Origin of the sequence: Asaia lannensis NBRC 102526 (assembly GCF_024054035.1) — a bacterium.
GTDB classification, from domain to species: Bacteria; Pseudomonadota; Alphaproteobacteria; order Acetobacterales; family Acetobacteraceae; genus Asaia; species Asaia lannensis.
The window spans coordinates 1-20165 of the sequence record NZ_JAMXQU010000011.1 but is presented as its reverse complement, the minus strand read 5'-3'; the positions used below and the strand labels follow the sequence as shown (position 1 = coordinate 20165).

General features: G+C 60.5%; 12 protein-coding genes and 1 tRNA gene. 5 read left to right on the top strand and 8 right to left on the bottom strand.

What is annotated here, in order from left to right:
• Positions 1–59: 59 nt before the first annotated feature.
• The gene (locus NF685_RS12450) at positions 60–2276 is read right to left on the bottom strand and encodes a protein-disulfide reductase DsbD family protein (RefSeq protein WP_252849868.1); all 2217 of its coding nucleotides are present in this window, start codon (positions 2274–2276) and stop codon (positions 60–62) included.
• 1 nt (position 2277) lies between these two features.
• On the opposite strand from NF685_RS12450, the gene hrpB reads away from it, so the two are divergent.
• Together hrpB and NF685_RS12440 are read left to right on the top strand one after the other, a co-directional pair.
• Entirely contained in the window at positions 2278–4806 is a 2529-nt protein-coding gene (hrpB, locus tag NF685_RS12445; protein WP_252849867.1) for an ATP-dependent helicase HrpB, read from the top strand.
• 224 nt (positions 4807–5030) lie between these two features.
• Positions 5031–6554 carry a sugar porter family MFS transporter gene (locus NF685_RS12440; RefSeq protein ID WP_252849866.1) on the top strand — a complete coding sequence of 508 codons (1524 nt, stop codon included), beginning with the start codon at positions 5031–5033 and terminating at the stop codon, positions 6552–6554.
• 34 nt (positions 6555–6588) lie between these two features.
• Here the strand turns inward: NF685_RS12440 and NF685_RS12435 are convergent, their stop codons facing one another.
• The 6 genes from NF685_RS12435 to NF685_RS12410 all read right to left on the bottom strand — a co-directional run bounded on the left by NF685_RS12435 (position 6589) and on the right by NF685_RS12410 (position 16144).
• Positions 6589–8769 (bottom strand): TonB-dependent siderophore receptor, encoded by a 2181-nt coding sequence (locus NF685_RS12435; protein ID WP_252849865.1) that lies wholly within the window; start codon positions 8767–8769, stop codon positions 6589–6591.
• A 186-nt stretch (positions 8770–8955) separates the two neighbouring features.
• Positions 8956–12051, bottom strand: coding sequence for a D-2-hydroxyglutarate dehydrogenase YdiJ (gene ydiJ, locus NF685_RS12430; protein WP_252849864.1), 3096 nt, complete (start codon positions 12049–12051; stop codon positions 8956–8958).
• Between the two features lie 188 nt (positions 12052–12239).
• Positions 12240–12539, bottom strand: coding sequence for a hypothetical protein (locus tag NF685_RS12425; protein WP_222546190.1), 300 nt, complete (start codon positions 12537–12539; stop codon positions 12240–12242).
• A 138-nt stretch (positions 12540–12677) separates the two neighbouring features.
• Positions 12678–14090 carry a HAMP domain-containing sensor histidine kinase gene (locus NF685_RS12420; RefSeq protein ID WP_252849863.1) on the bottom strand — a complete coding sequence of 471 codons (1413 nt, stop codon included), beginning with the start codon at positions 14088–14090 and terminating at the stop codon, positions 12678–12680.
• A gap of 18 nt (positions 14091–14108) precedes the next feature.
• Positions 14109–14789 carry a winged helix-turn-helix domain-containing protein gene (locus NF685_RS12415; RefSeq protein ID WP_025842033.1) on the bottom strand — a complete coding sequence of 227 codons (681 nt, stop codon included), beginning with the start codon at positions 14787–14789 and terminating at the stop codon, positions 14109–14111.
• 173 nt (positions 14790–14962) lie between these two features.
• The gene (locus tag NF685_RS12410; protein ID WP_252849862.1) at positions 14963–16144 is read right to left on the bottom strand and encodes a S1C family serine protease; all 1182 of its coding nucleotides are present in this window, start codon (positions 16142–16144) and stop codon (positions 14963–14965) included.
• Positions 16145–16425: 281 nt separating this feature from the next.
• On the opposite strand from NF685_RS12410, the gene rfaE1 reads away from it, so the two are divergent.
• The 3 genes from rfaE1 (at position 16426) to NF685_RS12395 (ending at position 19987) form a co-directional block, all read left to right on the top strand.
• A complete protein-coding gene (rfaE1, locus tag NF685_RS12405) occupies positions 16426–17904 on the top strand; it encodes a D-glycero-beta-D-manno-heptose-7-phosphate kinase (RefSeq protein ID WP_252849861.1) in 1479 nt (492 codons plus the stop codon).
• A 1-nt stretch (position 17905) separates the two neighbouring features.
• The gene (locus NF685_RS12400) at positions 17906–19087 is read left to right on the top strand and encodes an AGE family epimerase/isomerase (RefSeq protein ID WP_252849860.1); all 1182 of its coding nucleotides are present in this window, start codon (positions 17906–17908) and stop codon (positions 19085–19087) included.
• Between the two features lie 384 nt (positions 19088–19471).
• The gene (locus NF685_RS12395; protein WP_252849859.1) at positions 19472–19987 is read left to right on the top strand and encodes a hypothetical protein; all 516 of its coding nucleotides are present in this window, start codon (positions 19472–19474) and stop codon (positions 19985–19987) included.
• A 101-nt stretch (positions 19988–20088) separates the two neighbouring features.
• Here NF685_RS12395 and NF685_RS12390 read toward each other — a convergent pair.
• Positions 20089–20165 (bottom strand) — tRNA-Met (locus NF685_RS12390).

Below are 20165 nucleotides of genomic sequence, written 5' to 3'. Positions count from 1 at the left end.
CCATTCCCGCCTGACGCCGCACGGCCATCTCCCGGGCGGCGTCAGGGCAGCCGACCAGCTTAGCGGATCGCGTCAAGCACGCCCGAAACGGTCAGGATCTGCGGCAGGACCACACCCTCCTTATGGGGTGCATAATAGACATAGAGCGGCACGCCATCGCGACCGTGGTCGCGCAGATAGGCACTGATCGTCTCATCGCGATTGGTCCAGTCACCCTTCATATAGGTGATGTTTTTCGCCACAAACGCCTTTTGCACCGGCGCAGCCTGAAGGGCCACGCGCTCATTGACCATACAGGTGATGCACCATGCCGCTGTCATGTCGATGAAGACGGGCTTGCCCTCCTCTCTCAGGCGGGCCAGACGCTCGGGCGTGTAGGACACACTTCCGGTTCCGGTCTGTGCCGCAAGTGCGGGTGACGCCGCACGACTATCGGCGATACGCACAAGGCTCACACCCGCCAGAACTACAACGACGAGGGCCACGCCACGCCCGATCACCACCCAGCGTGTCGCGCCTCTGACCATTGCCTCTCTTTGCGTCACACCGAAAAGCCAGGCAGCCAGACCGAGGCCCACAGCCCCGCCAAGGCCGATCGGCAGAATCATGGCACCGCGCTGGATACACGCCACCCAGAACAGCCAGACCGCCGTTCCCAGAAGCGGAAAAGCCAGAATCTGCTTGAGGATGGCCATCCACGCGCCGGGCCTGGGCATGTGGCGCGCCAGAACGGGAATGGTCGCAATCGCAACATAAGGCGATGCCAGACCGAAGCCCATGGCAAGAAACAGCAACAGCCCGGACCATGCCGGGCCGCCCAGTGCCGCTGCAATGGCCGCCCCCATGAAGGGCGCGGTGCAGGGTGTTGCAACGATCACGGCAAGCAGGCCGGTCAGCATATCGCCCCAGACACCATGACGCGGCGTGACGTCCTGACCCAGACGGCCCGCCGTCACCTCGAACACGCCCAGCAGGTTGAGCGCCATCATGATCAACAGCCACGCCACGCCGATGACGAAGACAGGCGACTGGAACTGGAACCCCCAGCCCGCTGCAGAGCCCACACTGCGCAGCACGATCATGACAATGCCAAGTGCCGCAAAGCTGCACATGACGCCGGTCGTGTAGGCCAGAGCACTCCGTATCTGCTCATGACGATGCGATCCCCCGAGTCTGGCCAGGGAGAACGCTTTCATGGCCAGCACCGGGAACACGCAGGGCATGAGGTTGAGAATCAACCCGCCCAGAAAAGCAAAAACCAGCAACTGCCACAAAGCCGTCGAAGGGGCGGTCGAACGGGTGGAACCGGGATGATGCAGGATATCACCCGTTCCGGCCTCGTTGCCCTGTGTCACAAGACCCGTCTTGCCATCCTGACGCGCAGCCCCGGCAACAGGGCCGGTATTGATCCACAGTGAAGTCTGCTGCCCCGCCTGATCCTGAAGCACCACAATGCCTTCAAGAGAAGATGGCTTGTGTGACGCATCGATCCAGTGAAGGCCGAGCGTGATCCGTCCGTTCTCCGCAACGAGCTTCTGTGGGGCAACCTGATCGATCACGCCCGTCACCGAGGGCATGAACCAGGCGCGTTTCACGCTGTCGGCAGAAAGGCCCTGACCGCTCAGGCTGAGCACACCATCGGGCGTTACAGCAGCATCGAAGGGAGAAGGCATGGGGCTCGCCTGGGATGCATGTGCAAAAAGCGGCCCCTGCGCCGAACTGTCGGGTGCGCCCTTGCCCGTGGGTAGCGTCAGCGAGAAATCACCCGATTCGGGTACGCAGGTTGCCGCGCAGACAAGCCAGTCAGCATGAGCCTTCAGGGTAACGTCGCCGGTTTTCCCCTCCAGCTTCAGGCGCTGGGGCAAAAGCACATCGCCCGTATAGGCGTAGGACATCAGCCCGCCTTCGCTGATACGCACGGGCGTCGGGAAATCGATCGCCTCGCTCATCCCTGTCATGGCACCGCTTGCGCTGGTCCTGAGTGTCGGTGCCTCGCCTGCATCGCCGGCATTGAGCCAGTAGGTATGCCAGCCGGGTTTGAGTTGCAGACGCAATCCCACATGCAGCGTGCCACCTGCCACCACGCTGTCACGATCCGTGACCAGTGTGGCGGTATCGTGCGCCGATGTGACGGGAGCGCTCTCGGCAGCCAGGACAGGCGCCGTGCCAAAAGCAAACAGGATAAGGGCCAGTGGAGACAGCTTACGCAGCATGAGACCAATCGCAATGAGGGAAGAGAATTGCCGACCGCCCTGCGGACGCGCCATAGAGGTCATTATGACCGGTCCCATATTGCCCGCCAATCTCATTTCGCTTCCCGTTCTTCCTGTCTCTGCGGCACTGCCCGATCTGCAGGACGTGCTTGCGGCCGGACGCAATGCCGTGCTGGTAGCGCCACCGGGCGCAGGCAAGACGACTTTGGTGCCGCTTCATCTTTTACAAGCCCCCTGGCGCGGAGACGGACGGCTGCTTGTGGTCGAGCCGCGCCGCGTGGCCGTGCGCGGCGCGGCTCATCGCATGGCTGCCCTGCTGGGCGAGGCAACCGGCCAGACCGTAGGGTATCGCACACGAACCGATTCAGCCGTCAGTGCCGCCACGCGTATCGAGGTGGTGACAGAAGGTCTTCTGCTGCGACGCCTGCTGACCGATCCGCTCCTTGAGGGCGTTTCGGCCATTCTGTTCGACGAAGTCCATGAACGCTCGCTCGATCTCGATACGGCATTGGGATTTGCGCTCGACCTGCAACGCACCATGCGCCCCGAGTTACGACTGGTCGCCATGTCTGCCACAACGGACGGGCGTGCCTTCACCACCCTGCTCGATGGCGTTCTGGTCGAGAGCGAGGGGCGTGCCTTTCCGCTGGAGATCCGTCATGCCAGACGCGACCTTGCTGCCCAGCGCGAATTGCCCGATGTCATGGCCCGCACAATCAAAGCCCTGCTGGCCGAAGAAGAGGGCGATATTCTGGCGTTTCTGCCCGGCGTGGGCGAGATCAGACGATGCGCCGCCGCCCTTGCCGATGCGCCGGCCCTTATCCTGCCTCTTTATGGCGAACTCGACACGCGCGAGCAGGATCTTGCCCTCAAACCGGCAGACCGGCGCAAGGTCGTTCTCTCCACTTCAATTGCCGAGACCTCGCTCACCGTGCCGGGCGTTCGTATCGTGGTCGATGGCGGTTTCGCACGCGCACCGCGACTCGATGCCGGATCGGGACTGTCGCGACTCGAAACCCTGCGTATCTCGCGCGCCACGGCCACGCAGCGTGCAGGCCGTGCAGGGCGAGAAGCCCCCGGCATTGCAGTACGCCTGTGGACCGAAGCCACAGGGCGCGCCCTGATCGCCCATGATCTGCCCGAGATCCTGACAAGCGACCTCACCGGCCATTGTCTCGATATGGCTGCGTGGCATGAGGTCATGGGAACGCCACCACAGGAGGTTCCGCTCCTCGATCCCGCCCCTTCGGGCGCGGTTCAGGCTGCCAACGCCCTGTTGCAGGGTCTTGGCGCGCTCGACGCGCAATCGGGAATCACCCCGCTCGGAAGCGCCATGGCCCGCCTTGGCGCCCAGCCACGCCTTGCCGCCATGATGTGCGCCGCGCGCACCCCACCGGAAAAAGCCACGGCGGCCGCCCTCGCCGCCCTGCTGGAAGAACGTGACCCGCTGCGCCCTCGCATCGTACCGGGCCAGCGCAGCCCATCGGTTCCTGCCGATATCCAGTCGCGTCTTGCCCTGATCGAAGGGGCTGACCATCATCCCCATGCCGACAGGGCCAGTCTGGCCCGTATCAGGCAATCGGCCCAGCGCTACCAGAAGCGCCTCGGGCTGAACCAGCGCCTTGCCCCCGATCCGCATTGTGCGGCATCCCTTCTGGCTGCCGGTTTTCCCGACCGTGTGGCCATGGCAGCCGGTGAAAAAGGGCGATATCGCCTGTCCGGTGGCGGTTCTGCGCGTCTGAGCGCCATCGATCCCCTGTCACGCGAGACCCTGATCGTGGCTCCAGCCCTTCATGTGCGTACCGCAACCGAAATCTGTCTCGCCGCTCCGCTGGACCTCGAATCCCTGCCGGAAACCCTCATGGCGCGCACTGAAGAACAGGTGGAGACAGCGCTCGACACAGCCACAGGCAACGTCATTGCCCGAAGGCGGCTCCGTCTCGGGGCGCTGGTCCTGCGCGATCGCTCCGCCCCTGCCAGACCGGAAGAAATCCAGGCCCTCCTGCTTTCACGCCTGAGGGCCGATCTGTCGGGAAGCCTGAACTGGTCGGAGGCCTGCGAGCAGTTCCGTGCCCGTCTGGCTCTGGCGCGCGACCATCTCGATGCGGCGCTTCCGGCCATGGACGACGAGACTCTGGCCGCTACGCTCGAGGAATGGCTGCTGCCTTATATGGATGGCATGACAAAGCTGAGCCAGATCCAGTCACTCGATCTGCTTTCGATCCTGCGCCAGCGCCTCGATTATGCGCAGCTCAGGCGTCTCGATCAGGATCTGCCTACAAGCCTGACGCTGCCGGGCGCAAACCCGTCTATCGATTACCGCGAGGCCACACCGACCGTCTCAGCCAGGGCGCAGGCTTTCTATGGTCTGAAGGAAACACCAAAAATCGCCAACGGGCGCGTCAGACTGCAATTCGCCCTGCTCTCTCCTGCCGGACGCCCGCAGGCCATTACGGCCGATATTGCCGCTTTCTGGACGACGGGCTGGGCAGATATGCGCCGGGACATGCGCGGTCGTTACCCCAGGCACGACTGGCCGGAAAACCCGGCCGATGCCAGCCCCCCCCCCCCGCGACGCAGACGGGACGACTGATGGAGCGACTCGCACCCTGACACGGAATCACACAGACCGGGAGAATGATAACACGTATTTGTTATTATTCTCCCATAACGGCTTTCGCTTTGTTTCATCGATAAAAAGGACAGGGCAGTGCAAGCACGCACTTTCGTAACAAAATATTGAGTTTCGAAAAGAAAGCACGCGGTCTCATCTCGTGACAGCGGATCGAACTGTCGATCCAGGATCCGGGAGAGATCATGAGTTCGGCCATTCCTTCCCGGGCTACCGGCGCCATTGCAGCATCCGGTGCGCCCACTGTCGATATATCCCCGAACGTTGCGCCGGCAGACAGCCCGTCGTTCGATAACGCGTCCTTTGGCAACACGAGGTCTGGCAACACCTCTTCCGGACATCGGCGTGTCTTCATCGCCTCCTGTGTGGCAGGTCTTGCCGGTATCCTGTTCGGCTACGATCAGGGCATCATCTCGGCGGCGCTTCTGACGCTCGGCGACAGTTTCCCACTCGATACGTTCGGCAAGCAGGCCATTGCCGCCGGTATGGTGGCGGGTGCCCTTCTGGGCTGCATGGGGGCCGGCCCCCTCTCCGATCGCTGGGGCAGGCGCTTGCTCGTCGGGCTTTCGGGCGCGTTGTTCCTGCTCGGCTCCGTCGGGTCGGCCATGGCCATGTCCCCCACCGAACTGACGCTGATGCGCGTTCTGCTCGGCCTTGCCGTGGGCGCTGCCAGCCAGATCGTTCCTGTCTATATCGCCGAACTTGCACCGGCTGCACGACGCGGGCGTCTGGTTCTGCTGTTTCAGCTGGCCATCGTGGGCGGCGTACTGATTTCATCGCTGATCGGCTGGTGGCTGAGTGACAGCGCCCTGCTGATACGTCTGCTCGGCCGTGGCGGTGACTGGCGCATGATGGTGCTGATCGGTGCCATACCGGCCATGATGCTGCTCATCGGTCTTGCTTTCCTGCCGGAAAGTCCGCGTTTCCTGGCCTCGAAGGGCCAGAGAGACAAGGCCATTGCCATTTTGCGCAGCCTGCGCGGCCCCGATGAGAACCCCGAAGCCGAGATGCGCGATATCGAGGATGCCGCTCAGGAACAAGGAAGCTGGCGCATTCTTTTCTCGCGCCGTCTGCGCCCGGCCCTGATCGCCGGAACGGGCCTGGCCATGTTCAGCCAGATTACCGGTACGAATGCCGTACTGACCTATGCGCCCACCATTCTTTCGGGAGCGGGCTTCGATCGCAATTCTGCCCTGCTGATCTCACTGGCCATCGGTGTGGCCATTACCATTGCCACGGTTTTCGGTTTCTGGGCAGTCGATCACTGGGGGCGCCGTCGGCTCATGCTGCGCGTTCTGCCCGGATCGATCCTGGCGCTCATCGTGCTTGCCATCGTCTTTTTCGGCGGCGATCCGGAAGGCGCGGGCCGCATTTTCGCGGTGGCTGGCCTGCTGATCTATGTGCTGTGCACATTGGGAAGCATCAACGCCTCTCTCTGGCTGGTCGGTGCCGAGGTGTTTCCGCTCTCGGTACGGGGCAAGGGCATGGGGCTTGTCACCATTTCGCACTGGTCTTTCGATCTGCTGATCTCGATGATCACGCTTTCGATTATCTCGATGATCAGCGTCTCAGGCACGTTCCTGCTTTTCGCCGGACTGACCACCCTCGCCTGGCTGTTCATCCATCGCTACATTCCCGAAACCAGAGGCCGCTCGCTTGAGGATATCGAACGCAGTCTGAACAGCGGTGATTTTCTCTCACGACGTTAAGCCATCACCGCCTTCATTCTCCCGGCGCCAGATCTTACCAGCGCTGGGAAAGGGTCACGAATACCGCCCGGCCCGGTGCCCAGGCACAGGCCACGTCGCGTGTGCACATTGCCACATATTTGCGATTGGCAATATTGGTTCCATTGAACTGGATGCGCGAGCGCCCCCGGTCGATATGGGCCTGAAGATCCCATACAAGCTGTGAAGGCACGGAAAATGTCAGGGGGATGGAGCCAGCCGTATTGCCCGTATAACGCACACCGCCCCCCAGCCCTGCCTGCCACAATGCTGAAAAAGCCACATCGCGCTTGAGGAACAGCGAGGCCATATGGGATGGAACGGCCACAGGGCGCTGTCCTACCTGTGCTGCAACGGTCGAACGCATGACACGCGGATCCTGATAGGTGAAGCTTGCGATGAAATCGATCCTGCAGGGCAGACGCCCCACACCCTCGAACTCGAAGCCACGTGTTCTCTGCCGCCCGGTCTGCACACTGAAAGACGAATTGGCCGGATCGGCGGTCAGGACATTATCCTGAACCAGATTGAAGAAATCGGCGGTCAGCATGAAATTGTCCACGCCATGCAAGGACCTGACCGGCTTGTATTTGACACCGGCCTCGATCTGCCTGCCCGTGGTCGGCACAAAGGCCGAGCCCGCAAATGTCGTGCCGACCTGAGGCTGGAATGACGTCGCATATGCAACGTAGGGGTTCAGCCCTATGGAAGACCGATAGACAAGCCCGACCCGCCCCGTGAAGGCGTTGTTGTTTTGAGGTGTCCGCCCGCCATTGAGATTATTGACTGTCATGCTCTGCGTGAAATCGCCACGGCCTGACAGGGTAAGATACCAGCGCTGCCAGTTGGCCTGCTCCTGTGCATAGATACCGGTATCCGTTTCGGTCTCGTTCGTACTTGTGGTCGTGCCATAGCCCGGCCAGGTGATGGCGCGATAAACCGGCTTGTAGAGATTGAGCGCAGGGGCCGCGCGCTGGCCGCGGCGATTGGCCAGAAAATCGCTGCGGAAATCCACGCCGGTCAGGATTTCATGATGAATGCCCTCCGTATGGAAGGTGACGACCGACCGTGTATCGAGGGTGACGTTATTATAATTGCCCTGCTGATTGAGCGCAGTGCGATTGATGCTCTGCTTATCTGCAGAAAGCGACGAGGTGGTCACGAAACGATAGAGCACATCGAGATGCGCGTAGCGCATGTTCTGCGTGATGGTCCAGTTGGGCAGAATATGCCGAACGACATTATAACCGACCGCAACCTGATGCTTTGAGTAGACGTCGTAATCCGCATCGCTGCTCAGGAAATTGCGGGCAATCCGGCCCCAGCGCGATGGCAGAACGGTACCGACAGCGGGCAGAAACTGTGCCGTCGACCCTGCATCGAGCTGCTCGAAACTGGTGAGCAGGGTGAGTGTGGTTTTTTCGTCAGGCCGCCAGCTCAGCGAGGGCGCCACGTAGATTTCGTTGTTCTTGATATTGCGCGCATAGGTATCCGACTTTCGGATCAGCCCGTTGAAACGCCAGAGCAGGGTCTTGCGGGCATTGAGCGCACCGCCAACATCGATTGCGCCCTGAACACGACCGTACGAACCGGTCTGGAAATCGATCTCGTCGACCTGATCCGGATGAGGACGCTTGCTGACAGCATTGATAATGCCTCCCAGCTGCCCCGAGCCATAAAGGGCTGAGGATGCGCCTCGCAGAACGTCCATTTCCTCCAGCCCCCAGGGCTCGATGCTGAAACTCTGCGACGTGCTGGCATCGGGCGCGCGCGTGCCATCGAGATAGATATCGGGAGTAAATCCACGAATCGTCCCGAAATAGCCGCGCGGATCGTCCTTCGATCCGTAATCGGAGACACCGGCCGAATAACGTACTGCCTCTGAAATACTGCGTGCGTTGAGCACGCTCATACGCTCCTGTGTAATGACCGTGATATTCTGCGGCGTAAGATCGAGAGGTGTCGCCGTCTTGGTCGCGCTAAGCGCCGCTGCGGGCAAAAAACCTGACCGTGCCGCGGTTACATGGATCGTCTCGTGCACAACGCCGCCGGGACGTGCAGGCGCGTTCGTCTGCACCGCCCTCTCCGCCCTACCCGCATCACGCTCCGGATTTTTCTCCTGCGCTGCACCCGGTTGCGGCAACGCGCTTACGGCCAGCACGGACAGGCAGAAAAGGAGACGCGGTGAAACAGACATCAAACCTACCGATAAAACCAGCTACGTTACAAATGAGAACGTTTCTCATTTGCATTGTCTGGTAGGAATGTGGAGCACTCCTGTCAATCGGTGACGGATATCGTGGCTGACTGTCTTTCCGGCCCTGAAGAGGCATTATCCTCTGTGTTCGGCAAGGCGCGACAGACTTTCCAGCCGTCGCGTGTTTCAGCCTTGCAGCTGTGTGCCCGTCTGGCGCAGACGTTCCAGCAAAGCGATGAGTGGATGATCGAGTGTCACGCCGCGGAAGCGCTTGACCTGACTGCGACAGGAATAACCACTGGCCAGAACGCGCCTGTTTTTCTGCCGGTCCAGATGCGGCCCCCAGGATTGCTCGAAAATCACCTGAGACGTGTCGACATTGCGCGCCTCATGACCGAACGTCCCGGACATGCCGCAGCAGCCGGTTTTTTCCAGCTCAAGGGAAAGGCCGACACGTGCAAACAGGGTCTGCCAATCCGCACCCGATCCGGTCAGAGCCGTTTTCTCGGTACAATGCCCCAGGAACAAATACCCCGGGAGTAAACGCTCCGGGAATACCGCCCCCGATACGGGATCAGCCGCGTTCCCGATCCCGCCCTTGAGTTCCGGCAAGGCGCGCAGCAGGAACTCCTGCGGCAATAACACGCTGGGCGTGACCTCAAGCCCCATGATCTTGCGATATTCCTGACGGTAGACCAGCGTCATGGCCGGATCGAGCCCGACGATCGGCACACCCGAAGAAGCCAGCATGCGCAGCCAGGCCGCATTGCGTCGTGCCTGTCTGGCAAACAGGCCCAGAAACCCATGAACATGAAGGGGCTTACCGCAGGCCAGGCTTTCAGCAAGATAAACCGTGTATCCGCAACGTGCTGCGAGTTCGATAAATGCCCCGACGAGGGCTGTCTCGAAATGCCGGGTAAACAGGTCGGGCATGAGAATGACAGAGCGAGCCTTCTCGGCTTCGGTCAGTGCAACCAGACGCTCCGGCGTAGCAGGCTGGACACGCCACCGACGGCAGATTTCTGCCAGCCCCTCGGTTGAAAGCGCAGGCATATCGACAAGGCCGAGCACCTGTCTGCCCAGAAAGCCGACCGGGGCAAAGCGTATGGCCGCATTATAAAGACGGGCGAACCGTGCCATGAACGGCAGCGTATATTCGATCATCCCCACCACATAATCGCGCAGCGGTCTGGCGTAGCGCTGATGATACAGATTCAGGAAACGCGAGCGAAAATCGGGCACATCGACCTTGACCGGGCACTGGCTGGTGCAGGATTTGCACGCAAGACAACTGGCCATGCTGTCATAGAGCTGATGCGAGAAATCGCCCGGCGAGGTACGTCTCCGGCGGAACAGCGCTGCAAGACGATGGAACGGTTTCGGCGCTCTCGCCTCCAGGGCAGCCGTATCCACCCCTGCTCCGGCCTGTAATCTGAGCCACTCGCGCATGAGCGACGCGCGCCCTTTGGGCGAAAAGCGGCGGTCGCGTGTCGCTTTCCAGGACGGACACATAGGATCTTCCTGATCGTAGTTGAAGCATGCGCCATTGCCGTTGCAATGCAGGGCCGCGCCATAGCTCTGCCAGACCTCATCCGGTATCTGCCGGTCCTGCGCACCGCGCATGGGCACATTATCCACACGCAGAAGGGCTTCTGCCCCTCCCGAAGGGGCGGCAATCTTGCCGGGGTTGAGCTGATTGTACGGGTCGAATACCGCCTTGATCTGTTCGAGACAGGGATAAAGCGGCCCGAACACGTCAGGCACATATTCAGAGCGCACCCCTTTACCGTGCTCTCCCCAGAGCAGACCGCCATAACGTCGTGTCAGGGCATGCACGGCATCGCTCAGGGGCCGGATCAGGGCGGCATCGTCAGGATCGCGCATGTTCAGCAGCGGGCGCACATGCAGGACACCGGCATCGACATGGCCGAACATGCCGTAATCCAGCCCGTGCCCGTCCAGAAGTGCTCGGAATTCGGCAATGAAATCTGCCAGTTTCTCGGGGGGAACGGCTGTATCCTCGACGAAGGGTTGCGGCCGCGCCTCGCCCTGTACATTGCCCAGCAGCCCCACAGCACGCTTGCGCATGGCATAGACCTGAGAGACTGCCTTACGCCCCTCTGCCAGCGTATGCCCGCGACGCGGAACCGTTCCATCGTGTCTCAGATGATCGAGAAATGCCTCAACCCGTTGGCGCAGTTCTGCTTCGTCATGTCCCGCGAACTCGACGAGATTCAGCCCCTGCGCGGGGCCGGCCTCGTCTTCGGGAAAATAGCTCTCGACCGAATTCCAGACAAAATCCTGCATGGCCAGACCGAGCACTTTCGAGTCAATGGTCTCGATCGATAGCGGCTTAAGGCCGATCAGCGCGCGCGCGTCGCGTAGCGCCTCCATGAAGCTGTCATAACGGATATTGACCAGAATGCTGTGAGGCGGAATGGACAGCAGGTTGAGTTTTGCCTCAGCCAGAAACGCGAGTGTCCCTTCCGAACCGCAAAGCAGGCTGGTGAGATCGAAACGGCCGTCCTCATCACGTAGATGACGCAGATCGTAGCCTGTCAGACAGCGATTGAGCTGCGGAAAGACCCGTTCGATCGTTTCTTTCTCACGATCATGAATGTCGGCCACGCAGTCATGAATCCGCGCCACGCGCGTTTCGCCCTGCCTGCGGACCGAGAGCGTCGCTTCATCGAGCGGTGCGGTATCGAGAACCTCCCCCCCCAACAGGACAGCCGACACACCCAGCACATGATCGCGTGTCTTGCCATACGTGCAGCTTCCCTGCCCGCTGGCGTCGGTGCTGATCATGCCCCCTATGGTCGCGCGATTCGACGTCGACAGCTCGGGGGCAAAGAACAGACCATAGGGGGCTACGGCCGCATTGAGCTGGTCCTTGACCACACCGGGCTGAACCCTGACCCATTTCTCCTCGACGTTGATCTCGAGAATGGCATTCATGTGCCGGGACAGATCGACCACGATCCCGTCGGTCAGGGACTGGCCGTTCGTACCTGTGCCGCCGCCGCGCGGAGCCAGAACAACCTGTTTCCATTCCGGTTGGCCAGCCAGACGGGCCAGCAACAGCAGATCCTGCCGATGCCGGGGAAATACGACAGCCTGCGGATGGCGCTGATAGATCGAATTATCGGTTGCGTGCACAAGACGCGTATCGTGCGACGTGCCGATTTCGCCCTCGAATCCCTGCTGACGCAGGGCGCTGAGAAATGTGTCATGATCCGCAGCATTGCCTGGGGTTTTGTCGAGAACAGCAATCATGGTCATGGCCGGTCTTCCATTACGAGGGCACGCGCTGGCGATGGATTAGCCCGAACCCTGCGCAAAAGACAGAGAGCCCTCTGTCACGTCCATCTCCATTGCGGAGAGACTATACGGAAAGAGTGTCAGGCGAGAGTACCTAGGGAACGTGCATCGAAAGACTGCATGTCGGCTTTTCGAACCGGACAGAACGATCAGGAACGCCGGAGAACCGCCAATGCCCGACGTTCCTGCGCGATTCCTGAGCGCAGATGTCCGTGCGCACAAAGCGCCTCGCCTTCATGCTCAAGATACATGGCCTGATTGACCATCGGTGCGGAGGGGGGAATTGTCTGGCGCAGGGTATGATGCACCTTGTGCGCCAGCGTCCGGCAGTAATCCAGCGTGTCGCTGGTCACGGCCAGAGGGGCGGACTCAGCCTGTGAAGAAACAGGCGCAGATACCAGATAGGAACCGGCCTGTGCTGCACCACCCAGCCCGAGCGTGCACGTCAAACAGAATAGGGCTAAAGCCGAGTGCGTCATATCTTAGCACTAAACCGGGTCACCTTGCATGCCTATGGGCGACTGATGAACTGTTTTTTAATTATTAATCCCCGCCTCCCTATCTGTGTTCATGTTGCCGCTCAATGATCAGACGATCGGATTTTCCTCGACAGGCAGACTCAGCACGACACGCAGGCCACGCTGCAGGGGTTCGAGCGACAATGAGCCATGATGGAGCTGCGCCACAGCCTGAACGAGCGAGAGACCGAGCCCCGCCCCTGGCGTATTACGGGCCTGATCGGCACGGAAAAACCGTTCCGAGGCACGAAGAAGATCTTCGGCCGACATGCCCGGCCCTTCATCCGTCACGCTGATGCGCACCAGAGCACCGGAAACGCTTGCCCTGAGCGTAACCGTCGTATCGGCGGGCGAGAACTTGATGGCGTTGTCGATCATATTGGCCACGGCCTGCTGGATCAGACGGGCATCGCCGAAAAAAAGCAGGCGCTGCGGCAGGTCGAGCGCGATCTGAAGACCGGCATCTTCCGCCGAGGCCTCATAGAGTTCGGCAATATCGTGCAGCGGGCGTATCAGGTCCGTCGTTTCGAAGGCCGCCCGTCTTGCACCGGCCTCGATCTGCGCAATGCGCATCAGCGCGTCGAACACGGACGTGACATGATCGAGATCGGCAACGGCGCGATGGATCGCGTCATGCATCTCCTCGGTCGATCGCGCATGCAAAGCCGCATCTTCCAGCCTGTTGCGTGCCCGTGTGATGGGGGTCCGCAGGTCGTGTGCGATGGAGTTGGAAACCTGCTTCACGCCCTCCAGGAGTTTGGAGATACGATCCAGCATCCTGTTGATGGAATGGGCGACAAGATCGACATCGTTCCCGACAAGAGGCATGCGCTGCCTCATGTCGCCATTGGCGAGTGCCGTCGTCGTGCGGGCAATCGAACTCAGGATACGACTGAAAATACCGCGAACGACCCAGGCGCCACCGATCGCCAGCGCCGTCACCATAAGCCACGACCAGAGAAACGTTTCCGTCAGGACGCGGCGCAGGATATCGCGCCCCCTGATGTCTCGACCGACCAGCAGTTGCAGTCCGTCCGGCAGGACATAGGCGTGCATCGCCGCCGAAATGGTGTTTCCGGCACGGCTGATCTTGAGCGTATAGAACCGGTCTGCGCGTTGCACGGCATCAGGCCATGAAGGCATGTTTCCGGCGAGACGCTGGCCGCCAGGCGTGATCAGGAGATAGAGATCCTGATCCTCGACATCCTGATCGAGCCTGTCCTGAATGGCGCGTTGCAGGCTGGACAGGCCACCCTGCATCCAGCGCTCGGCAAGGCCGTGCGCATCAGCATCGACAGCCTGCCCTACCTCGCGCTCGAGAGCGCCGATCGTGTGCCACCAGAGAAAAGTAAGAAACAGAGTGGCCGACAGGGCAAAGACCAGCCCGTAGGCCAGTGAAAAACCGAGCCCTGCCGACCGGAACCGCCAGGCGCGCTTCCACCACACGCGAAGCAGGGGGAAACGCGACAGACTGAACCTCATGAAAACACTTTACCCTGCTTAGTTGGCGCGCAGGATATAGCCTGCATTTCGGATCGTATGGATCAGCGCGGTCTCGAAAGGCTTGTCGACTTTCTGACGCAGACGCGAAACATGCACATCGATCACGTTTGTCTGCGGGTCGAAGTGATAGTCCCAGACTCGCTCCAGAAGCATGGTGCGTGTCACGACCTGGCCGGCATGACGCATCAGGAATTCCAGCAGACGGAATTCACGCGGCTGAAGATCGATCTTTTCATCTCCGCGCTTCACGGTGCGCGACAGGAGATCCATTTCCAGATCGGCTACGGTCAGCTTGGTCTGTGGGGCCTGCTCGGCACTGCCGCGACGGGCCAGAGCCTCGACGCGTGCCAGAAGCTCGGAAAAGGCGAAAGGCTTGGTCATGTAGTCGTCGCCGCCCGCCTTAAGACCGGCCACGCGTTCGTCCACATCGGCCAGTGCCGAGAGAAGCAGAACGGGTGTGGCATTGTTCTGGGCGCGAAGCGTTTCGAGAATGCGCAGACCGTCAATGCCACCGGGCAGCATACGGTCAAGAATCACGATATCGAAGTTCTCGCTCACGGCGAGAAACAGACCATCCTTGCCGTTATCGGCCTCCTCGACAAGATGTCCGGTTTCCTTCAGTCCCTTCACGATGAAGCTCCTGACGGTAGGATCATCCTCGACAAGCAGAATACGCATGGTCAGTCCTTGGCTTTGACAGGGGGCTAAAACACAGGGTCAGGACACGGAAACGAAACATTATGATTCGGTCACGGGCCTCGACGGGCGGGATCACCGCCCCCTCACTTTACGGTGACCTTATTATCTTTCAGTTACGCGCGAGAAGAAAGGGCGAAGAATGCAATACACCCTTATTCGTCGGCATCTGCAGGACGTTTTCCGATAGGAAGCGTTATTGTCACGGTTTTACCCTTGCGAATTACCGTGAAAGTCACGGCATTCCCCGGTTTGCCCGCCGCGACGATACGCAGCAGGGCGCGTCCGTTTTCGACTGGAGCGTTATTGATGGCGGTAATCTTGTCACCTTTCATCAATCCGCCCTTCTGGGCAGGGCCGTTTCGATCGACGTCGACCAGAACGACAGAGCCGTCACCATCGTCGAGCGTGACCCCCAGCCAACCGTGATCGACATGGCCGGTACGCCTGATTTCCTCGACGATCGGCGCGACGATCTCAGAAGGAATACCGAAGCCAATCCCCACCGATCCGCCTGCGGGCGATACCATGGCCGCGTTCACGGCCACCACCTGACCGCGCATGTTGAAGGCGGGTCCGCCCGAATTGCCCGGATTGATCGGCGCATCGAGCTGCAGGAAATCGTCGAGCGAGCCTGCTCCCAGATCGCGTCCTCGCGCTGAAACGATACCGGCACTGACGGATGACCCGAATCCGAAAGGATTCCCCGCGACCAGAACCCAGTCCCCCACATTGACCTTGTGGCTGTCGCCCCACGTCACATAGGGCAGCGGCTTGGGCGATTCGACCTTGATGACGGCGATATCCGTCAGGGCATCAACCCCGATCAGCTTGGCAGGAAGTTCCTGCCCGTTGGAGAGGGAGACCGTGACGTTATCGGCATCGCCCACCACATGATCGTTCGTCACAATGATCCCCGATGGATCGATGATGAATCCCGATCCGGCGCCAAGAATCTCTTCCTGATGCCGCTGCATCTTCTCCTTGTAGCGCTTCTCCAGCGGTGTCCCCTTGATCTGGGCAGGAATCTTCCCGCCCCCTTCGGTGCTGATCTGGGTGATGGCGATATTCACCACAGCGGGAATAACCCGCTGCACGAGAGGCGCGAAGGAAAGGGGACCGCTCTGCACGAGCACGGGCGGCAGGGCAGGACTGCCGTCAGGCACGGCCGCCTGCGCAGGGATCTGGACCTTGCTGGCAGGCGGCACCACAGGAATGGCTGGATGGCTTGGCTGCGGCGGTGGGCGCGGCAGGAATTTTTCCAGAAAAGCCGGCAGGGCATGAGCCTGGGAAACACCAAATCCGGCCAGGACGAGGGGGACAAGAGCTTTGCGCATCAAGAGACCACGGGCGAGGCGTTTATCAGGATCATGCGCCCACGATAGCGCAGAAATGAAACGATGCCATCTCTCTCTTCCATTGCGTTTATACTACAGAGGCAGCCCTGAAACCGGGCGCGGCATCCTCGGCTGCCGGAAGGGAGGATTGTCATTCGCCCACGGCTTTGGCAGGACGACAAGGCCACCTGTGAAATACAGGATCGGGCGACATGTTCGTGAACGATGCCCCGGGACCCTGCGACGGTGCCCCAAGACTGACAGACGATCGAGGACGAGAGATGATTAGCGACTTCACATTCGGACGGGTCTTGATCATCGGCGATCTTCTGCTCGATTGCTACATTCACGGATCGGTCGACCGCATCTCTCCCGAAGCCCCGGTGCCTGTGCTTTTGCGCGCCAAACACAGTACGGTGCCCGGCGGTGCGGCGAATGTTGCCATGAATGCCGCCGCCCTTGGCTGCAAGGTCACCCTGGTTGGGCTGGTCGGTCAGGATGAGGCGGCAAGGGAGTTCCGGCGCACTGTCTCCACATGCGATACGATCGATCTCACGCATCTGGTCCAGGATCCTGACTGGGTCACCATTACCAAGACGCGTGTATTGAGCGGGCGCCAGCAGATTGTGCGTATCGATGAGGAACCCTCGGTTGTCGTCCCGCCCGCAACGCGCGAGCGGCTCGTTGCTGCTGCACTGGCAGCCCTGGAGGGGGCGGATGTGGTCGTTTGCTCGGATTACGCTAAGGGCGTGCTGAGCAACGAAGTGCTCCAGGCCGTGATCCGGGCCGCGAATCAGCAGGGTATCCCCGTAGTGGTCGACCCCAAGCGGCGCGATCTCTCAGCCTATCGGGGCGCACAACTCATCACCCCCAACCGCAAGGAGCTTTCCCTTGCAACGGGTCTGCCTGTGGGCACCGATACCGAAATCCGTTTCGCTGCGCTTGCCGCGCAGGAGCAGTTCGGTGGCGACGTGCTGGTCACCCGCTCCGAGGAAGGGATGACCCTGCTTGAGCGCGATGGCCGTATGACGCATGCCCATGTACCGCAATCCGAGGTATTCGATGTTTCCGGTGCAGGCGATACGGTCGTTGCAACGCTTGCGGCCATGATGTCGGCCGGAACCGATCTGCGGACCGCCATGGTGATCGCCACCAACGCAGCGGCGATCGTCGTCGGCAAACTGGGCACCGCAACCGTTTCGCGTGCCGAACTCAGTGCCGCCCTCAAGTCCAAAATCGACCGTGACAGCGTTATTGCCTCGCTGGATCAGGCGCAATCCATGATCGAAGCATGGCGTCAGCACGGTGCACGTGTCGTTTTCACGAATGGCTGTTTCGATCTGCTCCACCCCGGACATATCGCCCTGATCCAGGCCGCCGCACAGGAAGGCGACAAGCTGGTGGTCGCACTCAACAGCGATGCCTCGGTGCGTCGCCTCAAGGGTGAAGAGCGGCCATTGCAGGACGAACTGGCGCGCGCCACGGTTATGGGCGCGCTGCGCGATGTCGATCTGGTGGTTATTTTCGATGAAGATACGCCTCTTGAAACGATCTGCGCTCTCAAGCCCGATATTCTGGTGAAGGGGGCCGATTATACCGAAGATCAGGTCGTTGGCGGCGCAGAGGTAAAGTCCTGGGGCGGTCGCGTGGTGCTTGCCAATCTGGTATCAGGTCGCTCGACAACCTCGATCGTGCGCAAGATGAAGGTCGCTCTTTCAGAAGCGACACGGCCAGCCCCTGTGAGTTCGAAGCCTGACTGATATGACCCGCGGCATGCACAACACGGCCCCCGCCATCCGGGATCGGTGGCGCAACTGGCTTTTCGATCAGGCTCTTCCTCTCTGGAGCCGGGCGGGCTTCGATTCTGCACGCACCCTGTTTCACGAACGTCTCGACTGGCAGGGACGTCCCATCCGGCTCGACGCCCTGAGGCTCATGGTTCAGGCGCGACAGATCGCGACTTATTGCCGTGCGGCAATCGACGGCGTGTATGATGCCGGTGCGCAGGCACTGGATTGTCTGGATCGTGTCGAGACGCTGTTTCATCGCGCCGACTCCCAGCCAGGCTGGGTATTCTCGATCGGCACGGATAACCGCCCGGCCAATACGAAGCGCGATCTCTACGCCCATGCCTTCATTCTGTTCGCTTATGGTTGGGCCATACGCTATGCGGACCGCCCGAAAGACCGGGAGATGGCGCGCTGTATCGCCGATGAGATCGACCTTATTTTCACAGCCGATAATGGCGGCTATCTCGACGCGATACCCGATGAAGGCAGGCAACGCAGCCAGAACCCGCATATGCATCTGCTCGAAGCCTATCTCGTCGTTTTCGAGGCAACGAGAGATTCGTTCTATCTCGACAAGGCGCAAAAACTGGTCGAACTGGCCCGCGCGCATCTGATCGATGCCCGATCCGGTCTGCTGCTGGAATTCTTCGCCCCGGACTGGTCGCCTCTTGCACCGCGCGGCGCCAATCAGGTGCAGGCCGGGCATCTTTTCGAATGGTCGTGGCTGTTACGCGACTTCGGTCGTCTTGCCGGCGTGACGCAGAACGGATCAGACGCCGAAGCGGGCTGGCGTAACCTGACGGCCCTGCATCTCTTCAGGGCCGGTTTCGCGCATGGCTGCGATCCTGAGCGCGGCGTCGTTCTCGACAGCATGAGCGATACCCATACGGTTCTGGAACACTCCGCGCGTATCTGGGCACAGACAGAATTACTGCGTCTTCTTTACACTCCCGGTCTGACGGACAAGGCAGATCAGGCAACGCATTATGCATCCGCCTTTATGGATATCTTCGCGCCGTCTCATCTCGAAGGAGGCTGGATCGATCATATCGACGCTCAGGGCAGCGCACTGGTCGATTATATGCCTGCGAGCTCGCTCTATCATATCTATGGAGCAGGTCGCGAGATCATCGGGCATAAGCCGGTCGCGTAAAGGCAGGCTCACGTCTCGAGAAAAAAGGCGACGTGGGAAAGCCGACGATCCGGAATGAAGCGGTCGGGACTCATCCGGCCGATCGATCATTTTACCCGATACCGCCTCATGATGGCTTTGCTCACTGACAATAAGCCTGTGGGCATCTGCGACGCGATCTGCGTGCCGTCACCGGGTCGGCACGACAGAGAAGGCACATGTCGTGCGCGCAAGATCACACTTTAACCTGGATGAGTCCTTTCTGTTGCAAACCGATCGGCTCGTCGTGCTTTGTGCTCCTGCGTAAAACAGGATGCGAGAGCCCGAGGGCGGCGCATGCTTCTGTCAGGTCGAACAAAGACAGGATGACGCGCTATCAGACACCTCGCTCAGAAAGAATGCGTAATGGTTATCCCCGCTTTTCCGCCGCCCGACGCAGAAGAAGTCATCGCCCACGGCAAGCCGACGGATAACGAGTTACTCGCCTATTATCGCTCTGAAATCCGGTTCGAGACAGAGACCGTCAATGGCCGTCTTCAGGCGCTGCTGAGTTCACAGGCATTTCTCGTCATTGCCTATGCGACGGCCATGACGGGCTCGACGACACGCTGGGGAGACAGGATGGCCATTCTTATTCCGCCACTCCTTTCTCTTCTGGGCTTCATGCTCACCCTGATCGCCTTGCCCGGCATCAGGGCCGGTTATGGTGCGATCGGAAAATGGAACGAGAAGGAGCAGGTTCTTCACCGGCGCTGTCCTGGCTTATCTGAGTTCACGCTTGGGAGGAGTGATGAGGATGCGCGTGCGATGATGCATCGTGCACGGCGTGGTGGGATGTTTGCGCATCAGGCGCCGCTTGTTTTTCTGATTGCGTGGAGTGTTTTCGCTTTGATTCCGTTTTGTCTATACGGCGGCTTCTAGAGCTGGAGGCGCACTTCCCCGGCGTTGTTGCCTGTCTGGGTCGTTCTGTTTTCTGGGTGTTCAGACGCAAAAAAGCCCGCTTGTTTAAGCGGGCTTGTGTTTGGTTGCGGGGGCAGGATTTGAACCTGCGGCCTTCAGGTTATGAGCCTGACGAGCTACCGGGCTGCTCCACCCCGCG